The 23,731-nt window shown below is 59.7% G+C and carries 24 protein-coding genes; 15 read left to right on the top strand and 9 right to left on the bottom strand.

Annotated elements, in window-relative coordinates; all coding sequences use genetic code 11:
- Positions 1-45: 45 nt before the first annotated feature.
- Both apcB and NW839_RS00930 read right to left on the bottom strand, forming a co-directional pair.
- The gene (gene apcB, locus NW839_RS00935) at positions 46-531 is read right to left on the bottom strand and encodes an allophycocyanin subunit beta (RefSeq protein WP_011433054.1); all 486 of its coding nucleotides are present in this window, start codon (positions 529-531) and stop codon (positions 46-48) included.
- Between the two features lie 63 nt (positions 532-594).
- The gene (locus tag NW839_RS00930; protein ID WP_414331342.1) at positions 595-1,080 is read right to left on the bottom strand and encodes an allophycocyanin; all 486 of its coding nucleotides are present in this window, start codon (positions 1,078-1,080) and stop codon (positions 595-597) included.
- A 342-nt stretch (positions 1,081-1,422) separates the two neighbouring features.
- On the opposite strand from NW839_RS00930, the gene hslO reads away from it, so the two are divergent.
- Both hslO and NW839_RS00920 read left to right on the top strand, forming a co-directional pair.
- On the top strand, positions 1,423-2,313 hold the full coding sequence (gene hslO / locus NW839_RS00925; RefSeq protein ID WP_414328989.1) for an Hsp33 family molecular chaperone HslO: 891 nt from the start codon (positions 1,423-1,425) through the stop codon (positions 2,311-2,313).
- 71 nt (positions 2,314-2,384) lie between these two features.
- Positions 2,385-3,365 (top strand): glycosyltransferase family 2 protein, encoded by a 981-nt coding sequence (locus NW839_RS00920; RefSeq protein ID WP_414328984.1) that lies wholly within the window; start codon positions 2,385-2,387, stop codon positions 3,363-3,365.
- On the opposite strand, the gene NW839_RS00915 is transcribed toward NW839_RS00920, so the two are convergent.
- Positions 3,357-4,484 carry a YcjF family protein gene (locus NW839_RS00915; protein WP_414380435.1) on the bottom strand — a complete coding sequence of 376 codons (1,128 nt, stop codon included), beginning with the start codon at positions 4,482-4,484 and terminating at the stop codon, positions 3,357-3,359. The two genes, NW839_RS00920 and NW839_RS00915, sit on opposite strands and share 9 nt — an antisense overlap.
- Before the next feature lie 422 nt (positions 4,485-4,906).
- Here NW839_RS00915 and NW839_RS00910 point away from each other — a divergent pair, with 422 nt between their 5' ends.
- The 5 genes from NW839_RS00910 (at position 4,907) to NW839_RS00890 (ending at position 9,405) form a co-directional block, all read left to right on the top strand.
- Positions 4,907-5,458, top strand: a complete 552-nt coding sequence (locus NW839_RS00910) for a Dps family protein (RefSeq protein ID WP_414349684.1) — start codon at positions 4,907-4,909, stop codon at positions 5,456-5,458.
- A gap of 124 nt (positions 5,459-5,582) precedes the next feature.
- Positions 5,583-5,861 (top strand): Asr1405/Asl0597 family protein, encoded by a 279-nt coding sequence (locus NW839_RS00905; RefSeq protein ID WP_414380433.1) that lies wholly within the window; start codon positions 5,583-5,585, stop codon positions 5,859-5,861.
- On the top strand, positions 5,845-6,516 hold the full coding sequence (locus NW839_RS00900) for a (2Fe-2S) ferredoxin domain-containing protein (protein WP_414349682.1): 672 nt from the start codon (positions 5,845-5,847) through the stop codon (positions 6,514-6,516). The genes NW839_RS00905 and NW839_RS00900 overlap by 17 nt, the downstream gene beginning before the upstream one ends.
- A 309-nt stretch (positions 6,517-6,825) precedes the next feature.
- Entirely contained in the window at positions 6,826-7,794 is a 969-nt protein-coding gene (locus NW839_RS00895; protein ID WP_414349711.1) for a Gfo/Idh/MocA family protein, read from the top strand.
- Positions 7,795-8,106: 312 nt separating this feature from the next.
- Positions 8,107-9,405 (top strand): AmpG family muropeptide MFS transporter, encoded by a 1,299-nt coding sequence (locus NW839_RS00890; RefSeq protein ID WP_414380431.1) that lies wholly within the window; start codon positions 8,107-8,109, stop codon positions 9,403-9,405.
- 132 nt (positions 9,406-9,537) lie between these two features.
- Here NW839_RS00890 and gap read toward each other — a convergent pair whose 3' ends face one another.
- Positions 9,538-10,554 (bottom strand): type I glyceraldehyde-3-phosphate dehydrogenase, encoded by a 1,017-nt coding sequence (gene gap, locus NW839_RS00885; protein WP_414349680.1) that lies wholly within the window; start codon positions 10,552-10,554, stop codon positions 9,538-9,540.
- A gap of 175 nt (positions 10,555-10,729) precedes the next feature.
- On the opposite strand from gap, the gene surE reads away from it, so the two are divergent.
- A complete protein-coding gene (gene surE, locus NW839_RS00880; protein WP_414349679.1) occupies positions 10,730-11,536 on the top strand; it encodes a 5'/3'-nucleotidase SurE in 807 nt (268 codons plus the stop codon).
- On the opposite strand, the gene NW839_RS00875 is transcribed toward surE, so the two are convergent.
- Complete coding sequence (locus tag NW839_RS00875; protein WP_414349678.1) at positions 11,459-12,085, bottom strand: DUF3318 domain-containing protein; 627 nt, start codon at positions 12,083-12,085, stop codon at positions 11,459-11,461. The two genes, surE and NW839_RS00875, sit on opposite strands and share 78 nt — an antisense overlap.
- A 249-nt stretch (positions 12,086-12,334) precedes the next feature.
- Here NW839_RS00875 and NW839_RS00870 point away from each other — a divergent pair, with 249 nt between their 5' ends.
- From NW839_RS00870 to NW839_RS00855, 4 genes are all read left to right on the top strand, one after another.
- Positions 12,335-13,141 carry a GvpL/GvpF family gas vesicle protein gene (locus NW839_RS00870; protein WP_414349677.1) on the top strand — a complete coding sequence of 269 codons (807 nt, stop codon included), beginning with the start codon at positions 12,335-12,337 and terminating at the stop codon, positions 13,139-13,141.
- A gap of 204 nt (positions 13,142-13,345) precedes the next feature.
- Positions 13,346-14,656: a homoserine dehydrogenase gene (locus NW839_RS00865; RefSeq protein WP_011433040.1), complete on the top strand. Its 1,311-nt coding sequence runs from the start codon at positions 13,346-13,348 to the stop codon at positions 14,654-14,656.
- Between the two features lie 118 nt (positions 14,657-14,774).
- Positions 14,775-16,310 carry a protoporphyrinogen oxidase gene (gene hemG / locus NW839_RS00860; protein ID WP_414349676.1) on the top strand — a complete coding sequence of 512 codons (1,536 nt, stop codon included), beginning with the start codon at positions 14,775-14,777 and terminating at the stop codon, positions 16,308-16,310.
- A 53-nt stretch (positions 16,311-16,363) separates the two neighbouring features.
- Positions 16,364-17,590, top strand: coding sequence for a DUF3326 domain-containing protein (locus NW839_RS00855; protein WP_414349675.1), 1,227 nt, complete (start codon positions 16,364-16,366; stop codon positions 17,588-17,590).
- Between the two features lie 13 nt (positions 17,591-17,603).
- On the opposite strand, the gene NW839_RS00850 is transcribed toward NW839_RS00855, so the two are convergent.
- On the bottom strand, positions 17,604-18,491 hold the full coding sequence (locus tag NW839_RS00850) for a hypothetical protein (protein ID WP_414349674.1): 888 nt from the start codon (positions 18,489-18,491) through the stop codon (positions 17,604-17,606).
- A gap of 204 nt (positions 18,492-18,695) precedes the next feature.
- On the opposite strand from NW839_RS00850, the gene NW839_RS00845 reads away from it, so the two are divergent.
- The gene (locus NW839_RS00845; protein WP_414349673.1) at positions 18,696-19,946 is read left to right on the top strand and encodes an LL-diaminopimelate aminotransferase; all 1,251 of its coding nucleotides are present in this window, start codon (positions 18,696-18,698) and stop codon (positions 19,944-19,946) included.
- Here the strand turns inward: NW839_RS00845 and NW839_RS00840 are convergent.
- Together NW839_RS00840 and NW839_RS00835 are read right to left on the bottom strand one after the other, a co-directional pair.
- A complete protein-coding gene (locus NW839_RS00840) occupies positions 19,943-20,239 on the bottom strand; it encodes a hypothetical protein (protein ID WP_148202718.1) in 297 nt (98 codons plus the stop codon). The two genes, NW839_RS00845 and NW839_RS00840, sit on opposite strands and share 4 nt — an antisense overlap.
- A 145-nt stretch (positions 20,240-20,384) precedes the next feature.
- Positions 20,385-21,209: a creatininase family protein gene (locus NW839_RS00835; protein ID WP_414349710.1), complete on the bottom strand. Its 825-nt coding sequence runs from the start codon at positions 21,207-21,209 to the stop codon at positions 20,385-20,387.
- A 174-nt stretch (positions 21,210-21,383) separates the two neighbouring features.
- Between NW839_RS00835 and NW839_RS00830 the strand changes: the two genes are divergently transcribed.
- Entirely contained in the window at positions 21,384-21,800 is a 417-nt protein-coding gene (locus tag NW839_RS00830; RefSeq protein ID WP_414349672.1) for a hypothetical protein, read from the top strand.
- Here the strand turns inward: NW839_RS00830 and NW839_RS00825 are convergent.
- A complete protein-coding gene (locus tag NW839_RS00825) occupies positions 21,797-23,062 on the bottom strand; it encodes an aspartate aminotransferase family protein (protein WP_011433033.1) in 1,266 nt (421 codons plus the stop codon). The genes NW839_RS00830 and NW839_RS00825 overlap by 4 nt on opposite strands.
- A 136-nt stretch (positions 23,063-23,198) precedes the next feature.
- Here NW839_RS00825 and cysC point away from each other — a divergent pair, with 136 nt between their 5' ends.
- The gene (cysC, locus tag NW839_RS00820; RefSeq protein ID WP_414349709.1) at positions 23,199-23,726 is read left to right on the top strand and encodes an adenylyl-sulfate kinase; all 528 of its coding nucleotides are present in this window, start codon (positions 23,199-23,201) and stop codon (positions 23,724-23,726) included.
- Positions 23,727-23,731 lie beyond the last annotated feature (5 nt).

Here is a 23,731-nt window from a genome sequence, read left to right as displayed (position 1 = left end):
TGCTCGTTGAAGAATGCACCTCCCCTGAGGCAATGACGCCGGGAGTTAGCTCAGGCCAGAGCAGATGTAATCGAAGTACACCCCCATTTCCTTGCCGGCCTCAGCACCCACCAGAGCGGCAGTTACCTCTTTCATGGCTTGGATGGCCTGGATGGTTGCCCCAATGGGCACTCCCAGGGAATTGTAGGTCTCCTTGAGCCCGTTCAGCACCCGCTCGTCCAGAATGGAGGGATCCCCGGCCAGCATGGCGTAGGTGGCGTAGCGCAGGTAGTAGTCCATGTCGCGGATGCAGGCAGCATAGCGACGGGTGGTGTACATGTTGCCGCCAGGACGGGTGAGATCAGAGTACAGCAACGCCTTGGCAGCAGCATCCTTGACGATGGTGGAGGCATTGGCCGCGATGGTGGCAGCCGCCCGCACCCGCAGCTCGCCTGTGGCGAAGAAGGCTTTCAACTTCTCCATGGCCGAGCTGTCCAGATACTTGCCTTGAACATCGTAGCTGTTGATTACAGCAGTAATTGCGTCTTGCATGATGAGCTTCCTAAATCCAAATCGACGAACAGCAAAGGGTTGTGCGGCAAAAACAATGAGGGATTAGCTCATTGCCCCCACCACAAAGTCGAAGTAGTAGCCGGCTTCAGCCGCATCGTCAGGAGAGAGCAGACCCATGGCCACCTGCTTCATTTGACGAATGCTCTCGGCCACCGCCGGAATGGGTGTGCCCAAAGAGTTGTACATCTCGCGAACACCCACCAGGCCGATCTCTTCGATTGGGGTGACATCGCCGGCAATGACACCATAGGTGATCAGGCGCAGGTAGTAGTCCATATCCCGCAGGCAAGTCGCCGTCATCTCTTCCCCGTAGGCATTGCCCCCCGGAGAGACAATGTCAGGGCGCTTCTGGAAGAGCTGGTCGGCAGCTTGTTTGACGATGCGCTCACGAGACTCGGTTAAGACTTGAGCAATGCGCAACCGCTTCTCACCCGAGGCAACAAAGGACTTGATCCGATCCAGTTCCCCCGGGCTGAGGTAGCGGGCCTCCGCGTCCGCGTTCACAATCGATTTCGTAACAACACTCATGGATATCCATCCTCAAGTCGATTTTTTAAAGAGTATGACGAGCATACCCGCAAGTTATTTTCCGATATGCTTGCCGTCTGCCATCTCAGATCTTCACACTTCTTAAAATCTCTCCCAGAAAAGGGACAGTCCCATTCCCGCCCCGACAGGGCAGTTCCCTCCCCAAAGTCCGGCAAGAGAGGGGCTACAATCTCACTTAGACTCACTTAGAATGAAGGCTGAGTCGCCAGGGGATCCCTGCAGGCTTGGTTTAAGACATGCGTTGAGGTTGCGATGACGGATGCCTCTGGGTCAGAACGATTGAAGCGAGCGAAAGGTATTTCTGAGGGTACGCCCTCATCTCTGCCGGATCACCTCATCCGGGCCACGGCGGCAGAAGGCAAAATCCGAGTGGTGGGCTTGGTGGCCACCCAGGCGGTACAAGAGGCAAGGGAGCGGCACAAGCTCTCCTATGTGGCGACAGTGGCCTTGGGGCGGGCCATGAGCGCAGCCCTGTTGCTGGCGGCCAACTTGAAGCGACGCCAGGCGCGGATTAACCTGCAACTGAAAGGGAATGGCCCCTTGGGCAACATCTGGGTGGATGCCGGCTTGGATGGCACGGTACGCGGGTATGTGAGCAACCCCGCCATTGAGCTTCCTCTCACTGCCGAGAGCAAGTTGGATGTGGGCCAAGCCGTTGGGCGCTATGGCTACCTCCATGTGCTGCGGGATCTGGGGTATGGCCAGCCTTACACCAGCGCGGTGGAGCTGGTTTCGGGAGAGGTGGGAGACGACATCACCTACTACCTCTCCTCCTCAGAGCAGATTCCCTCGGCAGTCCTTCTGGGAGTAAATCTCGACTCACAGCGGGTACGCGCCGCCGGCGGAGTGTTGTTGCAGCTGATGCCAGGGGCGCCGGCCAGTCTGATCCCAGAGATGGAAGCCCGTTTGGCCAAAGTGGAAGAATTTAGCCCGATGTTGGCTGGTGGCGGCGGCTTGCGGGAGCTGTTGCAAATCTGCCTGGGCGACTTGGATCTGAAAATTGCGCCGGAAATGCGCACCATCCGCTTCTACTGCAAGTGCAATTCCGACCGAGTGAAGGGGGCCCTGCGCATGCTGGGGCGGGACGAGTTGCTCGATATGATCCACACCGACAAGGGGGCAGAAGCGGTTTGCCAATTCTGCAACGAGGTCTACCGCATCTCGGAAGACGAGCTGCGCTCGATTGTGGCGGAGATGTCGGCCACCCCCTGATGGCACAATGATGGCCAACTACGGGATCCCGATTCTGACACCTCTCGATGTTGTCTGAGCCCCCGGTTGAGTTGGTTGAATTATCGGTTGTTGTCCCCTGCAAAAATGAGGCGGACAACCTGGAACACCTGTTCGAACGCCTGCAACTTACCTTGGAGCCGCTGGGGATCCCCTACGAGATTATCTGTGTCAACGATGGCAGCCAAGACAACACGCTGGAAAAGCTCATTGCCTTCCATCGTCGGGATCCCCGTATCAAAGTGGTGAACCTTTCCCGTTGCTATGGCAAGGAGATCGCCCTTACTGCCGGCCTCGATCACGCCTCTGGTCGAGCTGTTGTTCCCATCGATGCCGACTTGCAAGATCCGCCGGAGCTGATCCCGGAGATGCTGCAGCAGTGGCGGCAGGGCTATCAGGTGGTTTATGCGGTGCGCCGCAGCCGCCGCGGGGAGAGCTGGCTAAAACGCTTTACAGCCAACGGCTTCTATTGGTTGATTGATCAACTCAGCCAGGTGCGGATCCCGCGCAATACGGGGGATTTTCGACTGCTGGATCGGCAGGTGGTGGAGGCAGTTAAACAGCTGCGAGAGCGCACCCGCTTTATGAAAGGGATCTTTGCCTGGGTGGGCTACCGGCAAACGGCCATTTTTTACGATCGCGCCCCCCGCTTTCGCGGCAAAACCCAGTGGAACTACTGGCGGCTGTGGAACCTAGCCATAGAAGGCATCACCTCTTTTAGCTCTTGGCCGTTGCGGGTGTGGAGCTACATAGGGTTGGCGATCTCGGTTCCAGCCTTTTTGTATGGCCTTTTTCTCATCATCCGCACCTTGCTCTTTGGCTCCGATGTACCTGGCTATGCCTCTTTAGCGGTGATGATCTTGTTTTTGGGCGGGATCCAGCTGATCAGCTTGGGCGTAATTGGCGAGTATTTAGGCCGCGTTTTTGAAGAAGTGAAAGGCCGCCCCCTCTACCTGGTCGATGGCACCTTTGGGTTTGAGACCCCACGACCTTCCCCTGCCCTAGATTCAGTACCTACGCAAAAGCTAGGATGAAAAGTCATCTTTCAGAGTTTTGGATCCCGAGGCAACATAACTTTGGTACTCGCGTATAAAGATATCTTTCATCTCTTCTGGAGATAGCTGGATCCCTTGGATTTTGGCGCGGGCGATGGCCTTCATCAGCTCGATATAGGCCAGGCCCAGAGAGAGAGTGAGGGTGGCTGCCGTAGTGGATTGGATAGCGCTGCCTACAATCCCCGGGCCGGGAATCATCTTCAGCAAGTTGGACACAATCGTTCGCCCGATTGCTGTTGTAATTGTAGTGCCTGCCAAAGCGGCTATCAAAGAGTAGTAAAAAGAAGGGGAAGCCTCGAAGCCAAAAATAAAGCTGATATTGGCAATCATGCCTGCTTGGGCTGTAACCAACAGAGGGGCATCTGCAAAGGGAAGGGGCACTGCCCCGATAAACGCTGCACTGGCCACATAGCCTGATACGTACTTAAAGGCAGCCTCGGCTTTGAGATCCACCCGCAGCAATTGCTGGCGGATAAAGGCAAGGCGAGCCACTTCCGGCAAAAGCTCTAGCGTGCAGCCAATTAGGTGCTCCAGCCCGTGGGCAGGAATGGTAATTTGCCGGGTAATCGCCTTGTTGCGGGCCAAAACGGGAACAATGTAGCGGACAGGCAAATTTTGATGCTGCAAATACCGGAAAAACTCGCTCTCTTCAGGATTGGGATATTCCAAGCATTGGGTTAAGACCAAGATGACGGGAACGTCTTTGAGTTCCAACTCCTTTAGCCATTTGCGTTCAACTTCCTCCAACCGCTTCAGTTCGTGGTGGAGGCAGTACCAAACAACATGGATGTGATGTTCAGGATCCTTAAAGCGCAGCTCCTCGATAAGCTGGGAAACCTCCAGGCGAACTTGCTGATTCTGTTCACCGTCTAGTTCCATGCCAGGTGTATCGTAGATGGTGATTGGGCAACCTGGCTTGGAATACTGACGAATGTGGCGGGTGACGGGGCTGCCAACACCGGTACGGGCCAGCTCATCTCTAAACACTGCATTGACCAAGGTGCTCTTGCCCACCCCGCTTTTGCCAATGACCAGGATGTTGCAGTGGCCCAACTCTGTCTGCGCCTCTAGGAGGTCCTTCTGTAGTATCTGAGACACCGAATTCCAGAAAGACTTAAAGGCTTCTGGCTTCTCGAGAGATTCAGAAGCTTCTGGGATGCCTCGGGCACGGTCAACAATTTGGCGGGTTAGGTCAGTCAGTTTCTCTAAGAAGGATGGGCTTTTCTGAGACATGCTTCTTGCTTCTTCCCCTAAGGCCGATAGCCCCACAAAGGTAGTTCAGGGCGGATCCTACTGCCAAGTTTCTTCCGATACCGGAGACTGACCTAGCCAAGAGCCAATCTGTCTGCGCCCTGATCCCACTCCAAAGGGATCTGCAACAACGGGCTTATTGAGAGTTATTCACAAGAGCCATTTTCTGCACTATGCTAGACTTGGAGATAAACACCCAAGGATCCCAGGCCCGCTATGGCGGGCAGTTTAGGATTCGCAGCTCCTCTTAACTTGTGCTGGAGAATTTTATGTCCGAAACTTCAACCCTGCGCCAGTCTTTCAACAGCGTGCGCGACAATCCTGTCTTGCTTGGCACTGAGATAACCCAGCCGGTTTGCGAGGGGATGAACGCCCTGCTGGCCAGCTTCCAGGGGCTGTATTTGCAGTACCAAAAGCATCACTTCGTGGTGGAGGGCACCGAGTTTTATCCGCTGCACCAGCTTTTCAAAGATCATTACGAGCAGGTGAGGGAGCATGTCCACGACTTGGGAGAGCGCCTAGAAGGGCTGGGAGGTGTGCCGGTAGCCAGCTTTGCCACCTTGGCCCAGCTTTGCTGCTTTACCCCTGAGCCGGATGGAGCTTTTGGGGCGCGGCAAATGTTAATGAACAACCTGGCGGCAGAGCAGGCCATCATCGATCTGCTGCGGCGGCAGGCAGCCCAGGCGGAGAGCCTTGGGGATCGGGCCACCCGCTACCTCTACGAGCAGATCCTGTTGAAAACAGAGGATCGCGCCTTCCATCTCCATCACTTCCTGGCCAACGACAGCCTGGTGTTCGGCTTGATGAACGGCAGAGCCTAGCCAGAAGGTCCACAGGTGGGCTTGAGCCTGCCTAGCTTCCGGCCTCTGGCTTTTTTTTTGAAAGGCTATTGAGAATTTGTTTCATCTCTTCACTATTCTTTACTCTGAGGTGCTGATCCCGGCCATGAACCCCGCCTTTCTGGACTCTGAGCGCGGCTATCTCTTGAACATTCCTCTGGGCGAGCGCTGGCGCGTTGGTCGGCGGCTGATGGAATTGGGGATCCCGGCAGTTTGTACGGGAGATGGTCGTCTGCGGGTGGAGGTGAGTACTCCATTGGCTGTTCTACAGGTGCGCAGTGTGATCCGTCAGCACACAGCGCGGCGACAGGAGTTATTGGATGGCCTAGAGGCTTGTTGGCAGCTCAACACAGAGGCTGGGGGTCAAGATGAGCAAGTTCCCTAAGCAAGGGATCCCGTTTGAGTCGGAGGGCCAGTTTTTGGGATTTCTTCCCGATAAAGACGGCAAGCTCAAGTACCTGCGTTGGCAAGCCGGAGCGGACGTTTTTTCCGGCAAGATCCCCAAGCCCCTGCGTTCTGCCCTCTACCGCACCCTCAAACCTGGAGACACCGTGCAGATCTGTGGGGAGCGGGAGGTGGATCCGCACAAAGGGCGAGAGAAGTGGGTGCTTTACCGGGTGGTTCCCCTCGGAGAGAGGGCGGGGGGTTTGTCTTCGGCTTCTGGGGCTGAGGCAGCTTCCGAACCGGTTGCTCCAAACATCACAGATATCAAAGGAGATATCAAAGGAGATATCAAAGGTACAGACATCAAAGGTAAGGTGCTGGTCTGCCAGAAATCCGACTGTTATCGGCGTGGGGCCGGAGCGGTGATGCAAGCCCTGAACGCCCACTTGGCCGCCTACTCTGGTTCGATTTGCGTGCAGGGGGTGGGCTGCATGAAAGATTGCAAACGGGGCCCCCATGTGGTGTTTATGCCCGACAAAGCCCGTTATAGCGGCGTTTCCCCCCAAGGGATCCCGGATCTGTTGGAGCGGCATTTTGCCATTGCGTCGCGGGTACAGCAGGTTGAGACAGCGGCTTCTTCCCAATGCCCACGCTGACCCTCCATCGGCGAACGGCTCTGTGGGGCGGGCACGAGTGATTTTCCTTCTGCAGAGGAGCCGCTTTGGGTTGGTTTGAGACAGATTCCTTTCTTTTTCCCGGTGGTGGGCTGCAATTGACTGCCCTTGCCCCCCGGGAGAGGAGAGCCAACACAATCACACAGGTTGCTGCAATCGGAAATGAATGGTGCAAAGGGTGCAGCAGTAGACCTGGGGAGAGCGAGATCCCGATTGCCAGCTGGTGGAAGGGATCCCTCCTGTGTGATGCTACAGACAGAGGCAGGCTAGGGGAGGGAACAGACCTTGCGGGTGGGGATCATCGGCACCGGCTACGCAGCTCGCTCACGGGCCGAGGCCTTGCGCAAAGATGGGCAAGTGCAGATTGTCGCTGTTGCCAGTCGAGCTCCCGACCGGAGCGATGCTTTTGCCGCCGAGTTGGGGGCCGTCGCCTATTCGGACTGGTCTTCTCTGTTGGGCGAGCAGCGGCTGGATCTGGTTTTTGTCAGCACCATCAATCGGGATCATGCCGCCATTGCCCGTGCTGCTCTGGAGGCAGGGATCCACACCGTCGTGGAATATCCCCTCGCCCTCAGCGCTGCCGAAGCGCGTTCCTTGGTGCAATTGGCAGCCGAGCGGCAAGTGCTGCTGCACGTCGAACACATCGAGCTAATTAGCGGCGTTCACCGGTTGCTGAAACAAGAGCTGGAAGGGTTGGGCAAGCTGTTTGCCGTTCGCTACATCACTCTCACCGCCACCCACCCCGCCCCCGATCGCTGGACCTATCGGCCTGAGTTGTTTGGCTTCCCCCTCATGGGGGCCGTTTCTCGCATCCACCGCTTGGTGGACTTGTTGGGCAGGGTAGAACGGGTGAGCTGCCAACTGCGCTACGACGGGCCGGATCTGCCCCACCGCTACAGCAGTTGCTACTGCACAGCCCAGCTGAGTTTTGCCAGTGGGTTGCTGGCGGTGTTGACCTATGGCAAGGGGGATTCCCTGTGGTGCTCGCAGCGGCTACTGGAGTTCCACGGTCAACGGGGGGGCCTATTGATCAACGGCGAAGAGGCAACGTTGCTGCGGCCCGGCAGCGCCCACCCTCTAGAGACGGGATCCCGCCACGGCCTGTTCGAGCAAGACACCCGCATGGTGCTGGATCACCTGCGCCACGGCAGACCCCTCTATATCCATACTGAAAACATGCTCCACGCCCTGGCGGTGGCCGAGGCAGCCGAGCGATCTGCCCAAACCCAGCAGGTGGTTTGCGTTCAGGATTGGCCCTAAGGGAAGTCCCTCTCCCCTTGAGAGAGGGGAGCTACGCAATGGGGAGTTTCACTGGGATGTTATGGTCATTTCAGGTTAAGGTGAGACGCCTGGGCTGCTGATCGCGCCAGCGGGACGGAGTCCTTGAAAAGCCCTATAGCCTGCTGCACTCAGAGTTTTAGGTGTGGGTGCAGTGCCCTAGTTTAATTGAAATGACCATACTGGCAATACAGGGATCCCTGAAAATAGGCAGGATGGCGGGGAGGGCTAGTCATGATTGAGGCGGGGGCAAGCGTCTTGAGGCGGATGTTGGGCGTCTACGGCAGCTCTAAGATGGGCGTTCTGCTGCTGTTGGGGTTTTCTTCGGGTTTGCCGCTGCTGCTGATCAACACCACCTTGAATGCTTGGCTGACCCAAGCGGGCTTGACCACCATTGCCATCGGCTTGTTTAACCTGCTCAATTTGCCCTACTCCTTTAAGTTCTTGTGGTCGCCTGTTCTGGATCGATTTCTGTTGCCGGCACCGGGATCCCTGCGGGGCAGTCGGCGGCGGGGGTGGATGGCCCTGACCCAGGTGCTGTTGCTGCTCAGCATAGGGCTACTGGGTTTTCAGGATCCGACCCAAACCTGGCTGGAAGCCTTGGGATGGGAAGAGCTGTCCCAGACTTGGCCGGGCATCACAGTTTTCACCCGCCCGATCTTTCTGGTGGGGTTGCTGGTGGCTTTTTTGAGCGCCTCTCAGGACATCGCGGTGGACGCTTACCGTACCGATATCTTGGCGGAGCGGGAGATGGGGGCAGGGGTAGCCATTTTCGTATTTGGCTACCGCATCGCGCTGTTGGTCAGCAGTGGCGTGAGCTTGATCTTGGCGGACTATTTGCCCTGGTGGCAGGTGTACGGGATCATGGCGCTGCTGATGTTGATCGGGTTGATTACCTCGTTTTTGGCCCCTGAGCCGGAAAACAGCGCCCTCAAGCCTACCTCTTTGCGGTCGGCCATCCTCGAGCCGTTTCAATCTTTTTGGCGGCACCGCTTGGCCTGGGCGATCCTGCTGTTTGTGGTCTGCTTCAAGTTGCCGGATAGCTTGGCAGGGCAAATGACCCCCACATTTTTGTTGCAGACGGGGTTTAGCACCAGCGATCTGGGCATTATCCGCAGTTGGATAGGCTTGTTGGCCACCTTGGCTGGGGCTTTTGTGGGGGGGGAGTGGGTCAGCCGCATCGGCACCTACCGCTGTCTGTTCATTTTCGCAGCCTTGCAAGGGATCGGCAATTTGGGCCTGGGAGCGATTGGGTTGGTGGGGCAAAACTATCCGCTGCTGGTGGGGGCAACCATTTTCGACAACATGGCCGGGGGCATGGGCACGGCTGCTTTTCTGGCTTTTTTGATGAGCCTTTGCGATCGGCAATTTAGTGCCACCCAGTATGCTTTGCTCACCAGTGTATTTGCCGTGGGGGGAACCTTGGCCGGGGCCGTGTCGGGCTATTTGGCGGCTGCAGTCAATTGGCCTTTGTTTTATTTGATTACAGCGATGACAGCTGCTCCGGCGATGGTGATCCTACTGTGGCTTGGCCCCCCTTCATCGACTGCAGCCCTGGCCACGGCTGCAAAAGGGGAAGCCTCTGAACCGTAGCTGCCCCTCCAGCCGTCTGTGTCTACCGTTGGCCTTTCCACCCCATGGTAGCGAATGAGCAGCCCGTTATCTCTGCCCTGCTTTCTTCGCTGCTGACGGTAGCCTTGCCTTGAACGCAACAAGGATGGCCGCCTACAGCGCAGCCCCGATTTTGGCTGCCAGATCCACCAGCCGCGCCGCATAGCCGTACTCGTTGTCATACCAGGAGAGCACCTTCACCGTGCGATCCCCTAAGGTCATGGTGGATCCCAAATCCACAATGGAGGAGTGGGGATCCCCGACGATATCCGCCGAGACGATCTCCGGTGGAGCAATGGCCAGGATGCCGCGCAGCGGGCCTTCTGCAGCCTCGATAAAGGCTTGGTTGACTGCTTCTTTGGTGATGGGCTGCTCGGTACGCACCACAAAGTCCACAATCGAGCCGGTCAAGGTGGGCACCCGCAGCGCCAGGCCATCCATCTTTCCTCTCAGGGCGGGCAAAACCTCGGCCACTGCCGTGGCGGCCCCGGTGGTGGAAGGCACGATCGACACTGCTGCTGAGCGGCCCCGCCGATAATCTTTGGGATCCGGGCGATCCACAATTGCCTGAGTGGCGGTATAGGCATGGCAAGTGGTGAGAAAGCCGGTCTCGATGCCGAAGCGATCCAACAAGACCTTAGCCAGCGGCGCCAAGCAATTGGTGGTGCAGGAAGCATTGGAGACGATGTGATGCCGCTCCGGGTCGTATTGGTCGTCGTTGACCCCCATCACCACCGTCAAGTCGGGGCCTTTGGCAGGAGCAGAGATGATCACCTTTTTGGCCCCGGCTTCCAGGTGTTTGGCCGCCCCCTCTCGTTTGGTGAACAAGCCGGTTGATTCCACCACCAGGTCAACCCCCAGATCTTTCCAGGGCAGTTGTGCCGGATCCCGCTCTGCCAAAACTCGGACTTTCAGGTGGCTGCCGATTTGCAGATGTCCGTTCACCGCGCTCACGGTTTGGGGAAGGCGCCCATAGGCCGAGTCGAACTGGAGCAGATAGGCCAAGTTGTCGGGTTCGGTCAGGTCATTGACTGCCACCACCTCCAGCTCCCGAGCTGGCTGAGACAGCAGCACCCGCAAGAAGGCCCGCCCAATGCGACCAAATCCGTTGATGGCTACCCGTGTGGTCATCGCAATCCTCCAGTGTCAGTTCATACCGTGGGTCGAGGGACGCGGCATGGGAGACGCTGCCCCCCTAGGGATAGGGTAAAAGAAGAACGGGATCCCCATCGCTTTTGCACCCAAGATCTCCAGATTTGCCACTGGGACTCACCCAAGAAGTTGCCGGCAGAAGGGAAAAGTAGGAATGAAGGTATTGCTGACCAACGATGACGGCATCGAGGCTGCCGGGCTGGCCAATCTCAAGTTGGCCCTCAGCGCCCTCATCCCGGAAGAACACTGTTGGATTGTGGCCCCCCACCAGCAGATTTCCGGCTGCAGCCACCAGGTGACGACGGGGCGACCTTTTCGAGCCTTGGCCCGCGGCGAGCGCACCTTTGCCGTCGAGGGATCCCCTGCCGACTGTGTGCGGGTGGCCCTATTCAAGCTGGCCCCAGCGGTGGATTGGGTGCTTTCCGGTATCAACGAAGGGGGAAACCTCGGATCGGATGTGTACCTGTCGGGAACGGTGGCAGCGGTACGGGAAGCGGCGATGCGGGGGATCCCGGGAATTGCCATTTCCCAATACCGAGCAGGGGGCCAACCCATCGACTGGGAGCAAGCCCAGCGGTGGACGCGGGAAATCTTGGCGGAGCTGATGGAACAACCCCTGCCCAGGGGGGCGTTTTGGAATGTGAACCTGCCTCACTTGCCCGCCGGATCCCCTCTGCCGGAGCGGGTCTATTGTCCCCTCTGCACCCAACCCCTGCCGCTCGATTATGCAGTGGAAGCAGAGGGAAATGGGGCAGAGTCGCTGTGGTTTCGCTATCAGGGCCGCTATGCGGAGCGCGCTCGGGATCCCCAAACCGATACCGACATCTGCTTCTCCGGTCGGGTGGCCATCACCCAAGTGCAACTGGCCAAGGACTCCGTCCCGCTAACGCGACCAGGCGTTTCCGCTGGGGGGGGTAGAAGCCAGGTTGCGGGCAATGGTTCTCAGCCGTTGCAGCCGTAGCGCCGTCAGGATATCGGTGGGATCCAGCTTCAGAACCTGTTCTATGGCATCTGCCAGGTGTTGAGCGGCCTCCTGTCGGGTGTAGCCGCGGAACTGGGCACGGCGCAGGGCAAATTCATCGGCATCGAAATGGGCGCTCTCCCGGTTCAGGTTTTGCCAGATCTGCCGGACGGAGAGAGCCGTAATGCCACCTGCCAACAGAGCGGAAAAGGGGTGCTGCAAAGAGAGCTCCGCAACAGTGGTGATGCCCCCGAACAAGGCCAGCGATTGGTAAAACCCCGGCTGCAACCAATTGCGGTTGCCCAGCCATCCCACCTCCCGCAGAAACAACAGATCCCGCTGCGGCTGAGGGATCCCTTGCCAACGGCGAAAATCGATGGCAATTGTGCCCTGGGGCTGCCAAGGGGCTTTGCGGCGGGAGATGAGCAGAGCTTCGCCCCCGAAGTGGGGAACGACGCTGATCAAGGGTCGGAAAGAAGCGGGGAGCAGATCCCGCAACCGTTCGGTTTCTTCTTTTTCAAAGGATTTGAAATCTGGGCGGCTGTTCATGGCCTCACCTGTTGGGGGGGTTGGGGTGGGGAGCCCGCCTAAAAACAGGCCCTGTTCCGGCCCCCGACACCACAGCCCTGTGTAGAACCAATGCGAGGTTAGTCTATCGCATCTCCAGGCTGGCCGTGGAACTCTGGCCGTGGAACTCTATAGGTGGAACCCTGTAGGTTTCAAAGATCCCAATCCTAGGTTGCGTAGACTGGGAAGGCGAGCCTACCCGTCTTACCTACTCGTCTTAAATCCGAGACCATGACCTTCCCAGCTCAGCCAGAACCCCAAGTGCTCCGTACTGCTGACGGGAATGAGCAGAGTATCAACAGCCCCCTTTACACCTACGCCTTCTTCCCGCAGCCAGCTCCAGAACTTTTGCCCTTCATCCGGCAAACCGAGGGGATCCATCGGTCGGTGCAGGTGTTCTCCCCGACAGGCAGCCGAATTGCCGCTGCTGTGGAGCCGATGCAGGATCCAGAGTCGCTGCAAGTCTCGGATGAGGTGTTGGTGCGTTCTGCCCTGCGCCACGACCAGGTGATCTGCCGACTGTTCGCCCAGATGCCGGTGCTGCCCCTGCGCTTCGGCACCTGCTTCCTCTCAGCAGAAAAGCTGGGATCCCATCTGCTGTCCCGGCAGACGGAGTACGAACAAGCCCTGGCAGCCATTGGGGGGCGGGCCGAGTACTGTCTCAAAGGAAGGGTTCAACCTCAGCCCCAACCGGAGCCACAGCCCTCCCTAAGCGGGACGGCCTATCTGTTGGCCCGCAAGCAAGCCTATCTCCAGCAACGACAGGCCCAAGAGCAGCAAGAGCAGGAGCAGCAAGCCCTACAGCAGCTTTGGCCTTCCACCTGGCCTGTGCAAAGGGGGGATCCCCAGCCAGGAGAAGCCTTGCGGCTCTACTTTTTGCTCACTCCTGCCGAGTGGGAAGCCGCCCTTCAGCTCACCCAAACCTGGCTGGCTCAGCACCCCCATTGGCAACTGGATTGGAGCGCCCCTTTGCCCCCTTATCACTTTGTCCGTGCCCTGCGGGATTCTCTGGCGGACAAGTGTATAGATCCCAACTAAGGACGCCGTCCCGCTAGCGCGAACAAAGTGCTCTGCATGCGGATCATGGTCGCGTTAGCAGAGCGTGGATCCAAGCGTGATAATGGTGAGGGGATCCCGTCCGCTTCCTGTTTGCATTGGCGAGGCGGAGCCCTCACAGGGCAAAGGACTCCGTCCCGCTAACGGGAACAGCAGGCAAAAGGAAGAGTTGTGGTCTAAAGCGCTATGCGCCGCTACCGCGAACGAGTTGGGCTATTGGGGCTGGGCACGGTTGGCACGGGTGTTGTGCAAATTCTGCAGCAACCCCGGCATCCTCTCTTGCAGTCGGTTGAGATTGCGGCGGTGGGGGTGCGCTCTTTGGACAAGCCACGGCAAGTGCGGATCCCGCCTGAGCGCCTGACCACCAATCTGGAGCAAATCGTGTCGGATCCGGAAATCGACGTGGTGATCGAGCTGATGGGGGGCTTGGAGCCGGCCCGCACCTTGATCTTAAAAGCCCTTGACCACGGCAAACCGGTGATCACAGCCAACAAAGCGGTGATCGCCCGCCACGGGGAGGAGATCTTTCAGGCGGCAGCCCAAGCCAAAGTCTCGGTGCTCTTGGAAGCGGCAGTCGGGGGCGGGATCCCGATTCTGCAGCCCTTGCAACAGTCCCTGCAGGCCAGCCACATCCAGGCGGTCTGGGGCATTGTGAACGGCACCACCAACTTCATCCTCAGCCAGATGACCCAGGCGGCCAGCTCATTTGAGGAAGCCCTGGCCCTGGCCCAGGCCCACGGCTACGCCGAAGCGGATCCCAGCGCCGATGTGGAAGGGTGGGATGCCGCCGACAAGATCGCCATTTTGGCCAGCCTTGCTTTCGGGGTGTCTGTGAAGCGGGAAGCCATCCCCTGCGAAGGGATCCGCGGCATCAGCCCCACCGACATTCGCTATGCCCGCGAGTGGGGCTACACCTTCAAGCTCTTGGCCATCGCCCAAAGGGCCAACTCTGGCGGGGAGGCAGCGAAGATGGCTTTGGATATCCGGGTTCACCCCACCCTTCTGCCCTCTACCCACCCCTTGGCCAACATCAACGGTGTGGACAATGCCGTTTTGGTGCAGGGGGATCCTTTGGGGCAGGTGGTGCTGTCGGGGCCGGGGGCGGGGCGGGGGCCGACTGCCAGTGCCGTTGTTGGCGATCTGCTGACCCTGATTGCCCACCGGCAAACGGGGGCTGATGCCCCCAATCCGCTGTGGGGATTCTCCTGCTTCCCCGCTGCCGCCTCTTTGATCCCTCTCTCGGAATTGGAGTCGGAGTTTTACGTGCGGGTATTGGCCCAGGATCAGCCGGGGGTGATGGGGGCGATTGGCACCTGCTTCGGTCGCCACCGGGTTAGCCTGGAGAGCATTACCCAAAAGGAATGTCACCAAGAGCAGGCGGAGATTGTGATTCTCACCCACACCGTCCGCGAGGCTGATTGCCGGCAGGCGCTGGCCGAGATCCAACAACTGCCCCAGGTAGCCGGGATCCCCAGCCTATTTCGGGTGCTGCGCTAGCTGCTATAGATCCAAAATGCTCCGCACCGCTGACGCGAACGCGCTGGTGGGACGGGGAGCGGCTCAGAGCATAATTGTTTGACTCTTGAGGATTGAAAACCCTGTTGGAACCCAAAAGATGAACTCTTCTGTTGAGCACTTTAGCGGGACGCAGTCCTTGCAGGCTGAGGTGGTGGTGGTGGGGGCGGGCATCAGCGGCCTAACGTTGGCCTTGCGATTACAACAGGGCTTATCCCCCAAGGATGAATCCACCCAGCCGCTGCTCCTGGCCGAGGCCAGCTCCCGCGTGGGGGGCTGTATCTCCACCCAATCCAAAGACAGCTATCGCTGGGAAGAGGGCCCCAACAGCTTTACCCCCGTCCCCGCCCTGCTTAACCTCATTGCCGAGGTGGGCTTGGCGGAGCACCTGGTGCTGGCCGATGCCAAGCTGCCCCGCTACGTTTACTGGGAGAAAGCGCTGCTGCCGGTGCCCCTGAGCCCTTCTGCAGCCATTGGCTCGCGGCTGTTGAGCGTGGGCGGCAAGTTGCGGGCCTTGCGCGGCTTGTTGGGGTTTGTCGCGCCGCCGCCAGGCGGAGAGGAAACGGTGCGGCAATTCTTCCGGCGGCAACTGGGATCCGAGGTGGTAGAGCGGCTGGTCGAACCTTTCACCTCAGGGGTGTATGCCGGGGATCCGGATCAGCTCAGCGCCTTGGCAGCCTTCCCCCGCATTGCCGGCTTGGAAGAACGCTACGGCAGCCTCTTTGCCGGTGCTGTGCAGGCTTTGCGCAGCCGTTATCGCTACGCGACGCTCCCGCGAACCCGTCAACAGGACAGTGGCAACTCCCCTATCCAACCTCCTCCCAAGCGGGGCCAACTGGGTAACCTGCGGCAGGGGTTGCAGCAGCTACCTGAGGCGATTGCCCAGAAACTGGGCAGTGCGCTGCGGCTGGGCTGGCGGGCTGTGCATCTCAAGCGGGATGAGACGGGCTACCGGGTGGGCTTCGTCATACACGACAGCGGCGCGGAGCACAACGCCCCAGAAGAAATCCACTGGGTGGTGGCTCAACAGGTGGTGCTCACCCTCCCTGCCTACGCCGCTGCCACCCTCCTGCAGGATCTCAACCCCCAGGCCAGCCGGCTGCTGAGGGAAATCCCCTACCCGCCTGTGGCGGTGGTGGCTTTGGCCTATCCAGAAGAAGCCCTCCCCCAACCGCTGCGAGGGTTTGGCCATCTGATCCCTCGCTCTCAGGGCCTGCGCACCCTGGGCACCATCTGGGCCTCCTCCCTCTTCCCAGAGCGGGCTCCTCAGGGCTATCACTGCCTGATCAGCTTCATCGGGGGAGCTACCGATGCGGCTTTTGCCCGCCAGAAAGGGATCCCGCCCATTACGGCGCTCTCCCCTGACGAGCGGGCCCAAATTGTGCATGCAGAACTCAGCCAGATCCTGCTCACCCGCCCTGTCGAACCCATCCGCCTGGGAGAGCGCCTGTGGCCCCAGGCTATCCCGCAATATACGCTTGGCCACCGGCAGCGGATTGCCCAATTGCAGGCCAGCCTGGCCGACCAAACCCCAGGGGTGTGGGTGTGTGCCAACTACCTGGATGGCGTGGCCTTGGGAGATTGTGTGCGGCGGGCCGAGGCCCTAGCCCAGCAGATCCTGTCCGTCCGGCGTTAGCGGTGCGGTTCCCGTTCGCGTGTAGCAGCATAGAGTGCTGTAGACATAGCAGCATGAGCCATCCCTACACCAGCCTCCTGCTCATCCCCACCGGCATTGGTGCCCGCATCGGTGGTTTTGCCGGGGATGCCCTGCCTGTTGCCCGCACCCTGGCAGCAGCCGCAGAGCGGGTCATTACCCATCCCAACGTGTTAAACGGAGCCAGTTTGTTTTGGCCGATGGGGAACGTGTTGTACGTGGAAGGGTACGGCCTGGATCAGTTCTGTGCGGGGGTGTGGAATTTGCGGCCAGTGCGCCAAAACTGTGTTGGGGTGGTGCTGGATGCCGGGATCCCCCCTGATCTGCAACAACGCCACCTGCAGGTGATGCAAGCCGCTCAGGCCACCTTGGGGCTCAACATCGGCCCCTGGCGCTTGACCCGCCAACCCTTGGGCGTTTCCGTCGGCTTCTCCCCCTCAGGAGCTAGCCAGGGATCCCTGGCCCGGCCCGATGCTCTCTTGGAGACTGCCCAGGAGCTGGTTCGCCTGGGGGCAGAAGCCATTGCTGTGGTGGCCCGCTTTCCGGATGACTTGGACTTCAGCCAATACGAGCAAGGAATGGGGGTGGATCCCTTGGCCGGCGTCGAAGCCCTGATCAGCCACCTGGTGGTGCGGGAGTTGCGGATCCCTTGTGCCCATGCCCCCGCTTTCTACCCTGAGACTTTCCCCAAGCCGGTTCACCCCCGCGCTGCCGCAGAAGAGGTGGGGTTTACCTTCCTGCCTTCGGTTTTGGTGGGCCTCAGCTATGCTCCCCAATTTGTCAAGAGCGGGGATCCCGTCCAACCGGGCGACCTGACAGCAGAGCAGGTGGACAGCGTCATTGCCCCGGCCACTGCCTTTGGGGGGCCTGGCTTGCTGCACCTGGCCAGCCGTTATTGCGGCGCAACGCTGTCGCGACCCCACCACAATGCTCCGCCGCTGACGCGAACGGACGGAGTCCTTGCCCGTCCTCCGCTTTTCATTGCCGTCGAGGAAAACACCACCGTGATGCAGGTGCATCCCCGCCAGTTGGGGATCCCTCATGTATCGGTAACCTCCTATCTAGAGGCGATTGGAGTGGTGGTGGCCCACCGAGCAGGAGTGGCCTGGTCGTCGCTACGGCTCTCCCCCTCCCCCCCGGAAAAGCTGGGATCCCACACTTGCGCCGTTATTGCTACGCGACGCTGTTGCGTTCGTGACAGCGGTGCAGAGCACAATAGTGGGACAGAGTCCTTTCGCGATAGCGGGACGGAGTCCCAGTAGGCTACCGGTCGCGTTAGCGGGACGGAGTCCATGAGCAGATGGGAGCCGGCAGGGGATCCGCCGGGTTTAGGCCGGCAAACCACTCGGATAGGGCAGCCGGCAAGCAGAGGCCGGGGTTTCCCTCGATGTGCAGCCGCTCCAGTCGGGGCAGTTCTGCCAAAAAGGTCGGCAGTTCTCCCGTGAATTGGTTACGTGCCAGGCGCAGATCCCGTAACTGATTCAGCTGAGCCAGCTCGGGGGGCAGGGATCCGCTGAGGCGATTGTCCGACAAGTAGAGGTTTTCCAGGTGGCGCAGTTGCCCCAGTTGGGGGGGAATAGGCCCAGAGAGCTGATTGCGATCCAAAAACAGGCCCTTGAGGGAGCTCATCTGGCCCAGTTGGCCGGGAAGGGTGCCGCTGAGGCGGTTGTTTTGCAGGATGAGGTTTTCCAGATGGTGCAGTTGCCCCAGTTGGGGGGGAATAGGCCCAGAGAGCTGGTTGTGATCCAAAAACAGGCCGCGCAGGTTGCGCAGCTGCCCCAGCTCGGCTGGAATGGAGCCGGAGAATTCGTTGTAGTCGAGAAACAGGTTTTCCAACTGGCTGAGTTGCCCCAGCTCGGGCGGCAGGGGGCCGGAAAGTTGGTTGTGGCTGAGGGACAAGGCTCGCAACCGGCGAAATTGGCCTATTTCGGGCGGCAGGGATCCGCTCAACCCCTGACGATCCAGCACCAGTTGGACAAGGCACTGATCCGAATCAAAAAGGGCCACCTCCTCTACCTTCACCTCCGGGCGGCCCAGAGCTGCCAAGATCTGCCGCAGCAAGAGGGGATCCCGACAAAGGGGAGCAGACCAGGCCCCCATCCCCCAGCTCAGCCAAACCCAGATCGCCAACAGGCCCACCGCCCACCTCTCGTGCCGAGCCATTCCCCTCTGCTGCTTCATCCCTGCTCTCCAAAGGATCTTTGCCAAGGTAGCATCCTACTCCGTCCCGCCTCCGCCGGGGTTGTTGCCATGGGCAGGGGAACCGCGACGTAGAAGAGTTCTGGCCCGGAACCGGCTAAGGACTCCGTCCCGCTAGCGCGAACAGCTACACTGAAAAGCCGATGACCTCCTCTTCGGCAAACCTCCATGGCCAGGATCAACGACCACTTCCTCAAGCTCAAGACCGGCTATCTCTTTCCCGAGATCGCCCGGCGGGTGCAGGCTTTTGCCACCGCCCATCCCGAAGCTCAAATTATCAAAATGGGCATTGGCGATGTCACCGAGCCGCTGCCGGAAGCCTGTCGAACGGCCATGATCCGGGCGGTGGAGGAAATGGGGGAACGGGCCACCTTTCGCGGCTATGGGCCAGAGCAGGGCTACGAGTGGCTGCGCCAGGCCATTGCCCGGCACGACTTCCAGGCCCGCAACTGCGATATCGACGCTTCCGAGATCTTCGTCTCCGATGGCTCCAAGTGCGATTGCGGCAACATCCTGGATATCCTCGGCCACGACAACACCATCGCCATCACGGATCCTGTCTATCCGGTTTATGTGGACACCAACGTGATGGCGGGCCATACGGGGCCGGCCAACGAACGCGGCGAATACGAGGGCCTGGTCTATCTGCCCATCACTGCCGAAAATCACTTCACCGCCAGCCTGCCCAGCCAAAAGGTGGATGTGATCTACCTCTGCTTCCCCAATAACCCCACAGGCGCAGTGGCCACACGGGAGCATCTGCAAAACTGGGTGGACTATGCCCGTGCCCACGGCTCCCTGATCCTGTTCGATGCCGCCTACGAAGCCTATATCACCGAGCCCGGGATCCCCCACTCCATTTACGAGATTCCAGGGGCGCGGGAATGTGCCATCGAGTTCCGCTCCTTTTCCAAAACCGCTGGGTTTACCGGCACCCGCTGTGCCTTTACGGTGGTGCCCAAGTCTTTGCGGGGGCAAGCTGCCGATGGATCCTGGGTGGATCTGTGGAGCTTGTGGTATCGCCGTCAATCCACCAAGTTCAACGGGGTGTCCTACATTGTGCAGCGGGGGGCGGAGGCGGTCTATTCCGAAGCGGGGCAAGCGCAGGTGCAAGGTCTGGTGCAGTTTTACCTGGAAAATGCCCGCATCATTCGCCAGCAGTTGGCCGAAGTGGGGATCCAAGTCTATGGCGGCGTGAATGCCCCCTACGTCTGGGTGAAAACACCCGCTGGGCTGAGCAGTTGGGAGTTTTTTGACAAGCTGCTGCACACCTGCCATGTGGTGGGTACCCCTGGCTCTGGCTTCGGCAGCGCCGGAGAGGGCTATCTGCGCCTGTCCGCTTTCAACAGCCGCGCCAACGTGGAAGAGGCAATGCGCCGCATCGGCAGCGTGTTTGCGGGGGCTGGAGCCGTTGGTTAATTGAGTCTTGACCCAGAGGGCGAGGATTCTTTCAAGCGCTCCCCGCCGCCAGAGGCGAACAGCTTGGGCCCGACAGGAAAGATGACGAACCAGTCGGCGATACCGCCGCGAACCCTTTTGCCTGCAACGCAGCAACTGGGCCAGCTTCCCCTTCGGCTTTCCGGGTACTGCCGCTTCGACTGCAGCTCCTGACCGTTAGCGATGAAGATATCCATACCCTCATGGGCAGTGGCCAGGTGAACTTTGCCCAAATCCACCCCATTTCCACCAGAACGGGTGTGTTCTGGGGCCAAGGTATCACCCTTTCCCATTGGGCAGATAGAGTTTGCAGCAGCCCAGCAAAAAGCTGCCCTGATCGCGTCAGCAGGTCGTATCTTGGTCGGCCAGTTCTGGCGAAAGCCTTTCACAAAGCAGGCCGTAGGTCTTTTGCCTGGATCCCTAGACCGGCAGCGGGGCTTTGCGCCAAGCCTTGGGCTGCTGGAACCGGTGCAGATCTCGGATCAGCCGCACCCAGCCGTCAGACATGGACTCCACCAAAACTTTGCCTTTCTCCGGCGTGGCGGCGGTGGCATCGCCCAAAACTCCGCTCTGGGTGAGATCGCGAGTTGCCCAAGCGAAAGGGATCCGCCCTTCCATGCTGAGCAGGCTGTTTTCCGGCAGATCGTGGGGATATTCGCAGACCAATCGGTCGGTTCGCACCGTATCGGGCAAAAGGTGCATCAGCATACTGGTCTCCCCATCGCCGGCGTGAATACCCAATTCCCGCTCTTTCTCGGTAAACAGCTCTCGTCCTTCGTGGGGAACGCGCCAGACCGACACCGGAAACAGCATGAAATCTTCATACTTCTGGTGCAGATCGCGGGCAACAATCTCCAGGACCTGTGGCTGGCCACCGTGGGAATTGAGGAACACCAGCTTGCGAAACCCAGCTCGGTAGATGCTCTCTGCCACTTCTGCCAGCACCGCCATCAGGGTTTGAGCCGAGAGGGTAATGGTGCCGGGGAAATGCCAATGCTCGTTGGCTTTGCCGTAACATTGGGTGGGCAAAACATAGGCCGGGATCTCAGGCTCCAGCTTCTCCATGGCGCGCCCAATGATCGCCGTGCCGATGCAGGCATCCACCACCAGGGGCAGGTGGGGCCCATGTTGCTCGATTGAGGCAACCGGCTGAATGATCACCACGTTCTCTTTGTCGGGCATGGCCTGGATCTCCGTCCAGGTCAGGTAGGGGAAAAAGCGGTGGGGCGGGACAAAAGTGTGCATCATGGCGGGATCCGTTCAAGTTTGATCAGAAAGCTACCTAGCACCATGCCACAAAATCGGGTTCACGAAATGCCCGCAAAGACGGGATCCCCGGCCAACCCGCCTGCCAAAGAAAAGTAAGGAGGCCATCGATTAGGATCAGTACAGTCCATATCGTCTTCAGTTAACGATTGCATGACCCTGTTGCCTTGTTTGCCCGCCCAGTGTGACTCTGTTGAGGGCCTGCGTCTGCTGGGGCGCCCTTTGCCCGCCTCGGCGGAAGTGGGCAGCGCTCCCCCCTCACCCCGTCCCATCCTCGCCCTGCCAGGGCCGCAAGCCACCCTCTATGTGGAGCTGATTCAGGCTTCTCTCCACAATCTTGCGGCGGGATCCCCAGCATTGCTCTGGGTGCGGCCTCTCCTGCTCAGGCAGGGATCCCAAGTCTTCAACCTGCGGGCCACCTCGGATTTGCTCTGGCCTGCTGCCGGCTTTGTTCCGGCCTATGCGGAGGAGGTATTGCCCCTTCTGGAACAGGCAAGGGATCCCGCTCCCCACGAGCTCCCTGCCCGACAGCAGTTGCAGGCCTTTCTGCGGCAAGTCTGGCGAGGCTAGGCTGCCCCGGAATGGCCAAGGGAGGCGGCCAACCTTTGCAAAGCCGATGCCAACATCGCTAGAGCCGCGTCAATTTCTGCCGGGGTGACGATCAAGGGGGGCACAAAGCGCACCACCTGGGATCCTGCCGGCACCAACAACAGCCCGCAGTCCATGGCTGCCTTGACCACTTCAGCCGCCGGGATGCGCACCACCAAGCCCTGAATCAGGCCCCAGCCCCGCACTTGCTCAACGAGCTGCGGAAACTGCTCCGCCAAGCGGGACAGCCCCTGACGCAGATACACCCCTGTCTGCTGGGCATTCCAAACCAAACTCTCCGACATTAGCGTGCGGCAAACCGCCAGGCCCACCGCACAAGCCAAGGGGTTGCCCCCAAAGGTGCTGGCGTGATCCCCCGGCTGAAACACGGCGCAAAAGTCTTTCGCCAACAAGGCCCCGATGGGGATCCCACCGGCCAGGCCCTTGGCCAAGGTGAACACATCCGGCTCCACCCCCAGGTTACAGTGGCCCCACAGCATACCAGTACGGCCCATGCCCACCTGCACCTCATCCAAAATCAGCAGAATGCCCCGCTCGCTGCAGATCCGGCGCAACCATTGAAAATAGGCGGGATCCCCCGGCACAACCCCCCCTTCCCCCTGCAACGGCTCCAACAGCACGGCACACACCCGCTCGCCCCAGCGCTCCAACACCGCTGCTGTGCCCTCGATGTCGTTGTAGGGAACGTAATCAAAGCCGGGCACCAGAGGGGCAAAGTCTTTTTGGTATTTGGGCTGGCCGGTGGCGGTAATGGTGGCCAGGGTGCGGCCATGGAAGCTGGCATGGGCGGTGAGGATCATCGGATCTTGGATCCCGCGCACCGTGTGGGCATACTTGCGAGCCAGCTTAATGGCTCCCTCATTGGCTTCCGCCCCTGAGTTGCAGAAAAACACCTTGTCGGCACAGGAGTGCTGGGTCAGCCATTGAGCCAGTTGTGCCTGCGGCTGGTTGTAGTAAAGGTTGGAAACATGGTGCAACTGTTGTGCCTGCTCGGTGAGCGCCTGAATCCACAGCGGGTGGGCATGCCCCAGGGTACAGGTGGCAATGCCGGCCACAAAGTCCAGGTACTCCCGCCCCTGCTCATCCCAAACCCGACACCCCTGCCCGCGCACCAAGGTCAGGGGATAGCGCCCATAGGTGGCCATCACATGCTCGGCAAACAGCTCGGCAGTTGTCGGGGATCCCGAGGGGGCACTGGCAAGAGGCGAAGTTAGAGGAGACATGGCCGGTAAAAGATTGCTGTCGTGTTGGCGGCGCGGAGCGCTTTGGGGCTGGCGCAAGCCGTGTTTCGAGTGTACCACCCTGCTTTTGGAGATGATATTCTGGCAGGGCCCAAGATTCAGGGATCCCTACGAACCGATGTCGCGGCGGGGGGTAACGGTCTGGTTTACGGGATTGAGCGGGGCGGGCAAAACCACCCTGAGCTGCGGCGTGGCCCAGCAGTTGCGCGCTTGGGGGCTGCCGGTGGAAGTGCTCGATGGGGACCTGGTGCGGCAACATCTCACCAAGGGTCTGGGCTTCAGCAAAGTGGATCGGGAGGAGAACATTCGCCGCATCGGCTTTGTGGCGGAGATGCTGACTCGGCACGGGGTGATTGTGCTGGTGTCGGCCATTTCCCCCTATCGGGCGGTGCGGCAGGAGGTACGGCAGTATATTGGCAGCTTTATCGAAGTCTTTGTGGATGCCCCCCTGGAGGTGTGCGAACGCCGGGATGTGAAGGGCCTCTATCGAAAGGCGCGGGCAGGCTTAATCCAGCACTTTACCGGTATTGACGATCCCTACGAGCCGCCGGAACAGCCGGAGGTGGTGTGCAAAACTGCCGAGCAAAGCATCTCCGAATGTATTGACCTGGTGATACAAAGCCTAAAAAGCAGAGGTTATGTCTAACAGGC

Origin of the sequence: Synechococcus sp. R5-15, from assembly GCF_047462035.1 — a bacterium.
Taxonomy (GTDB): Bacteria; Cyanobacteriota; Cyanobacteriia; order Thermostichales; family Thermostichaceae; genus Thermostichus.
The sequence above is the reverse complement of the archived record's forward strand: the minus strand, read 5'-3'. Positions and strand labels throughout refer to the sequence as shown.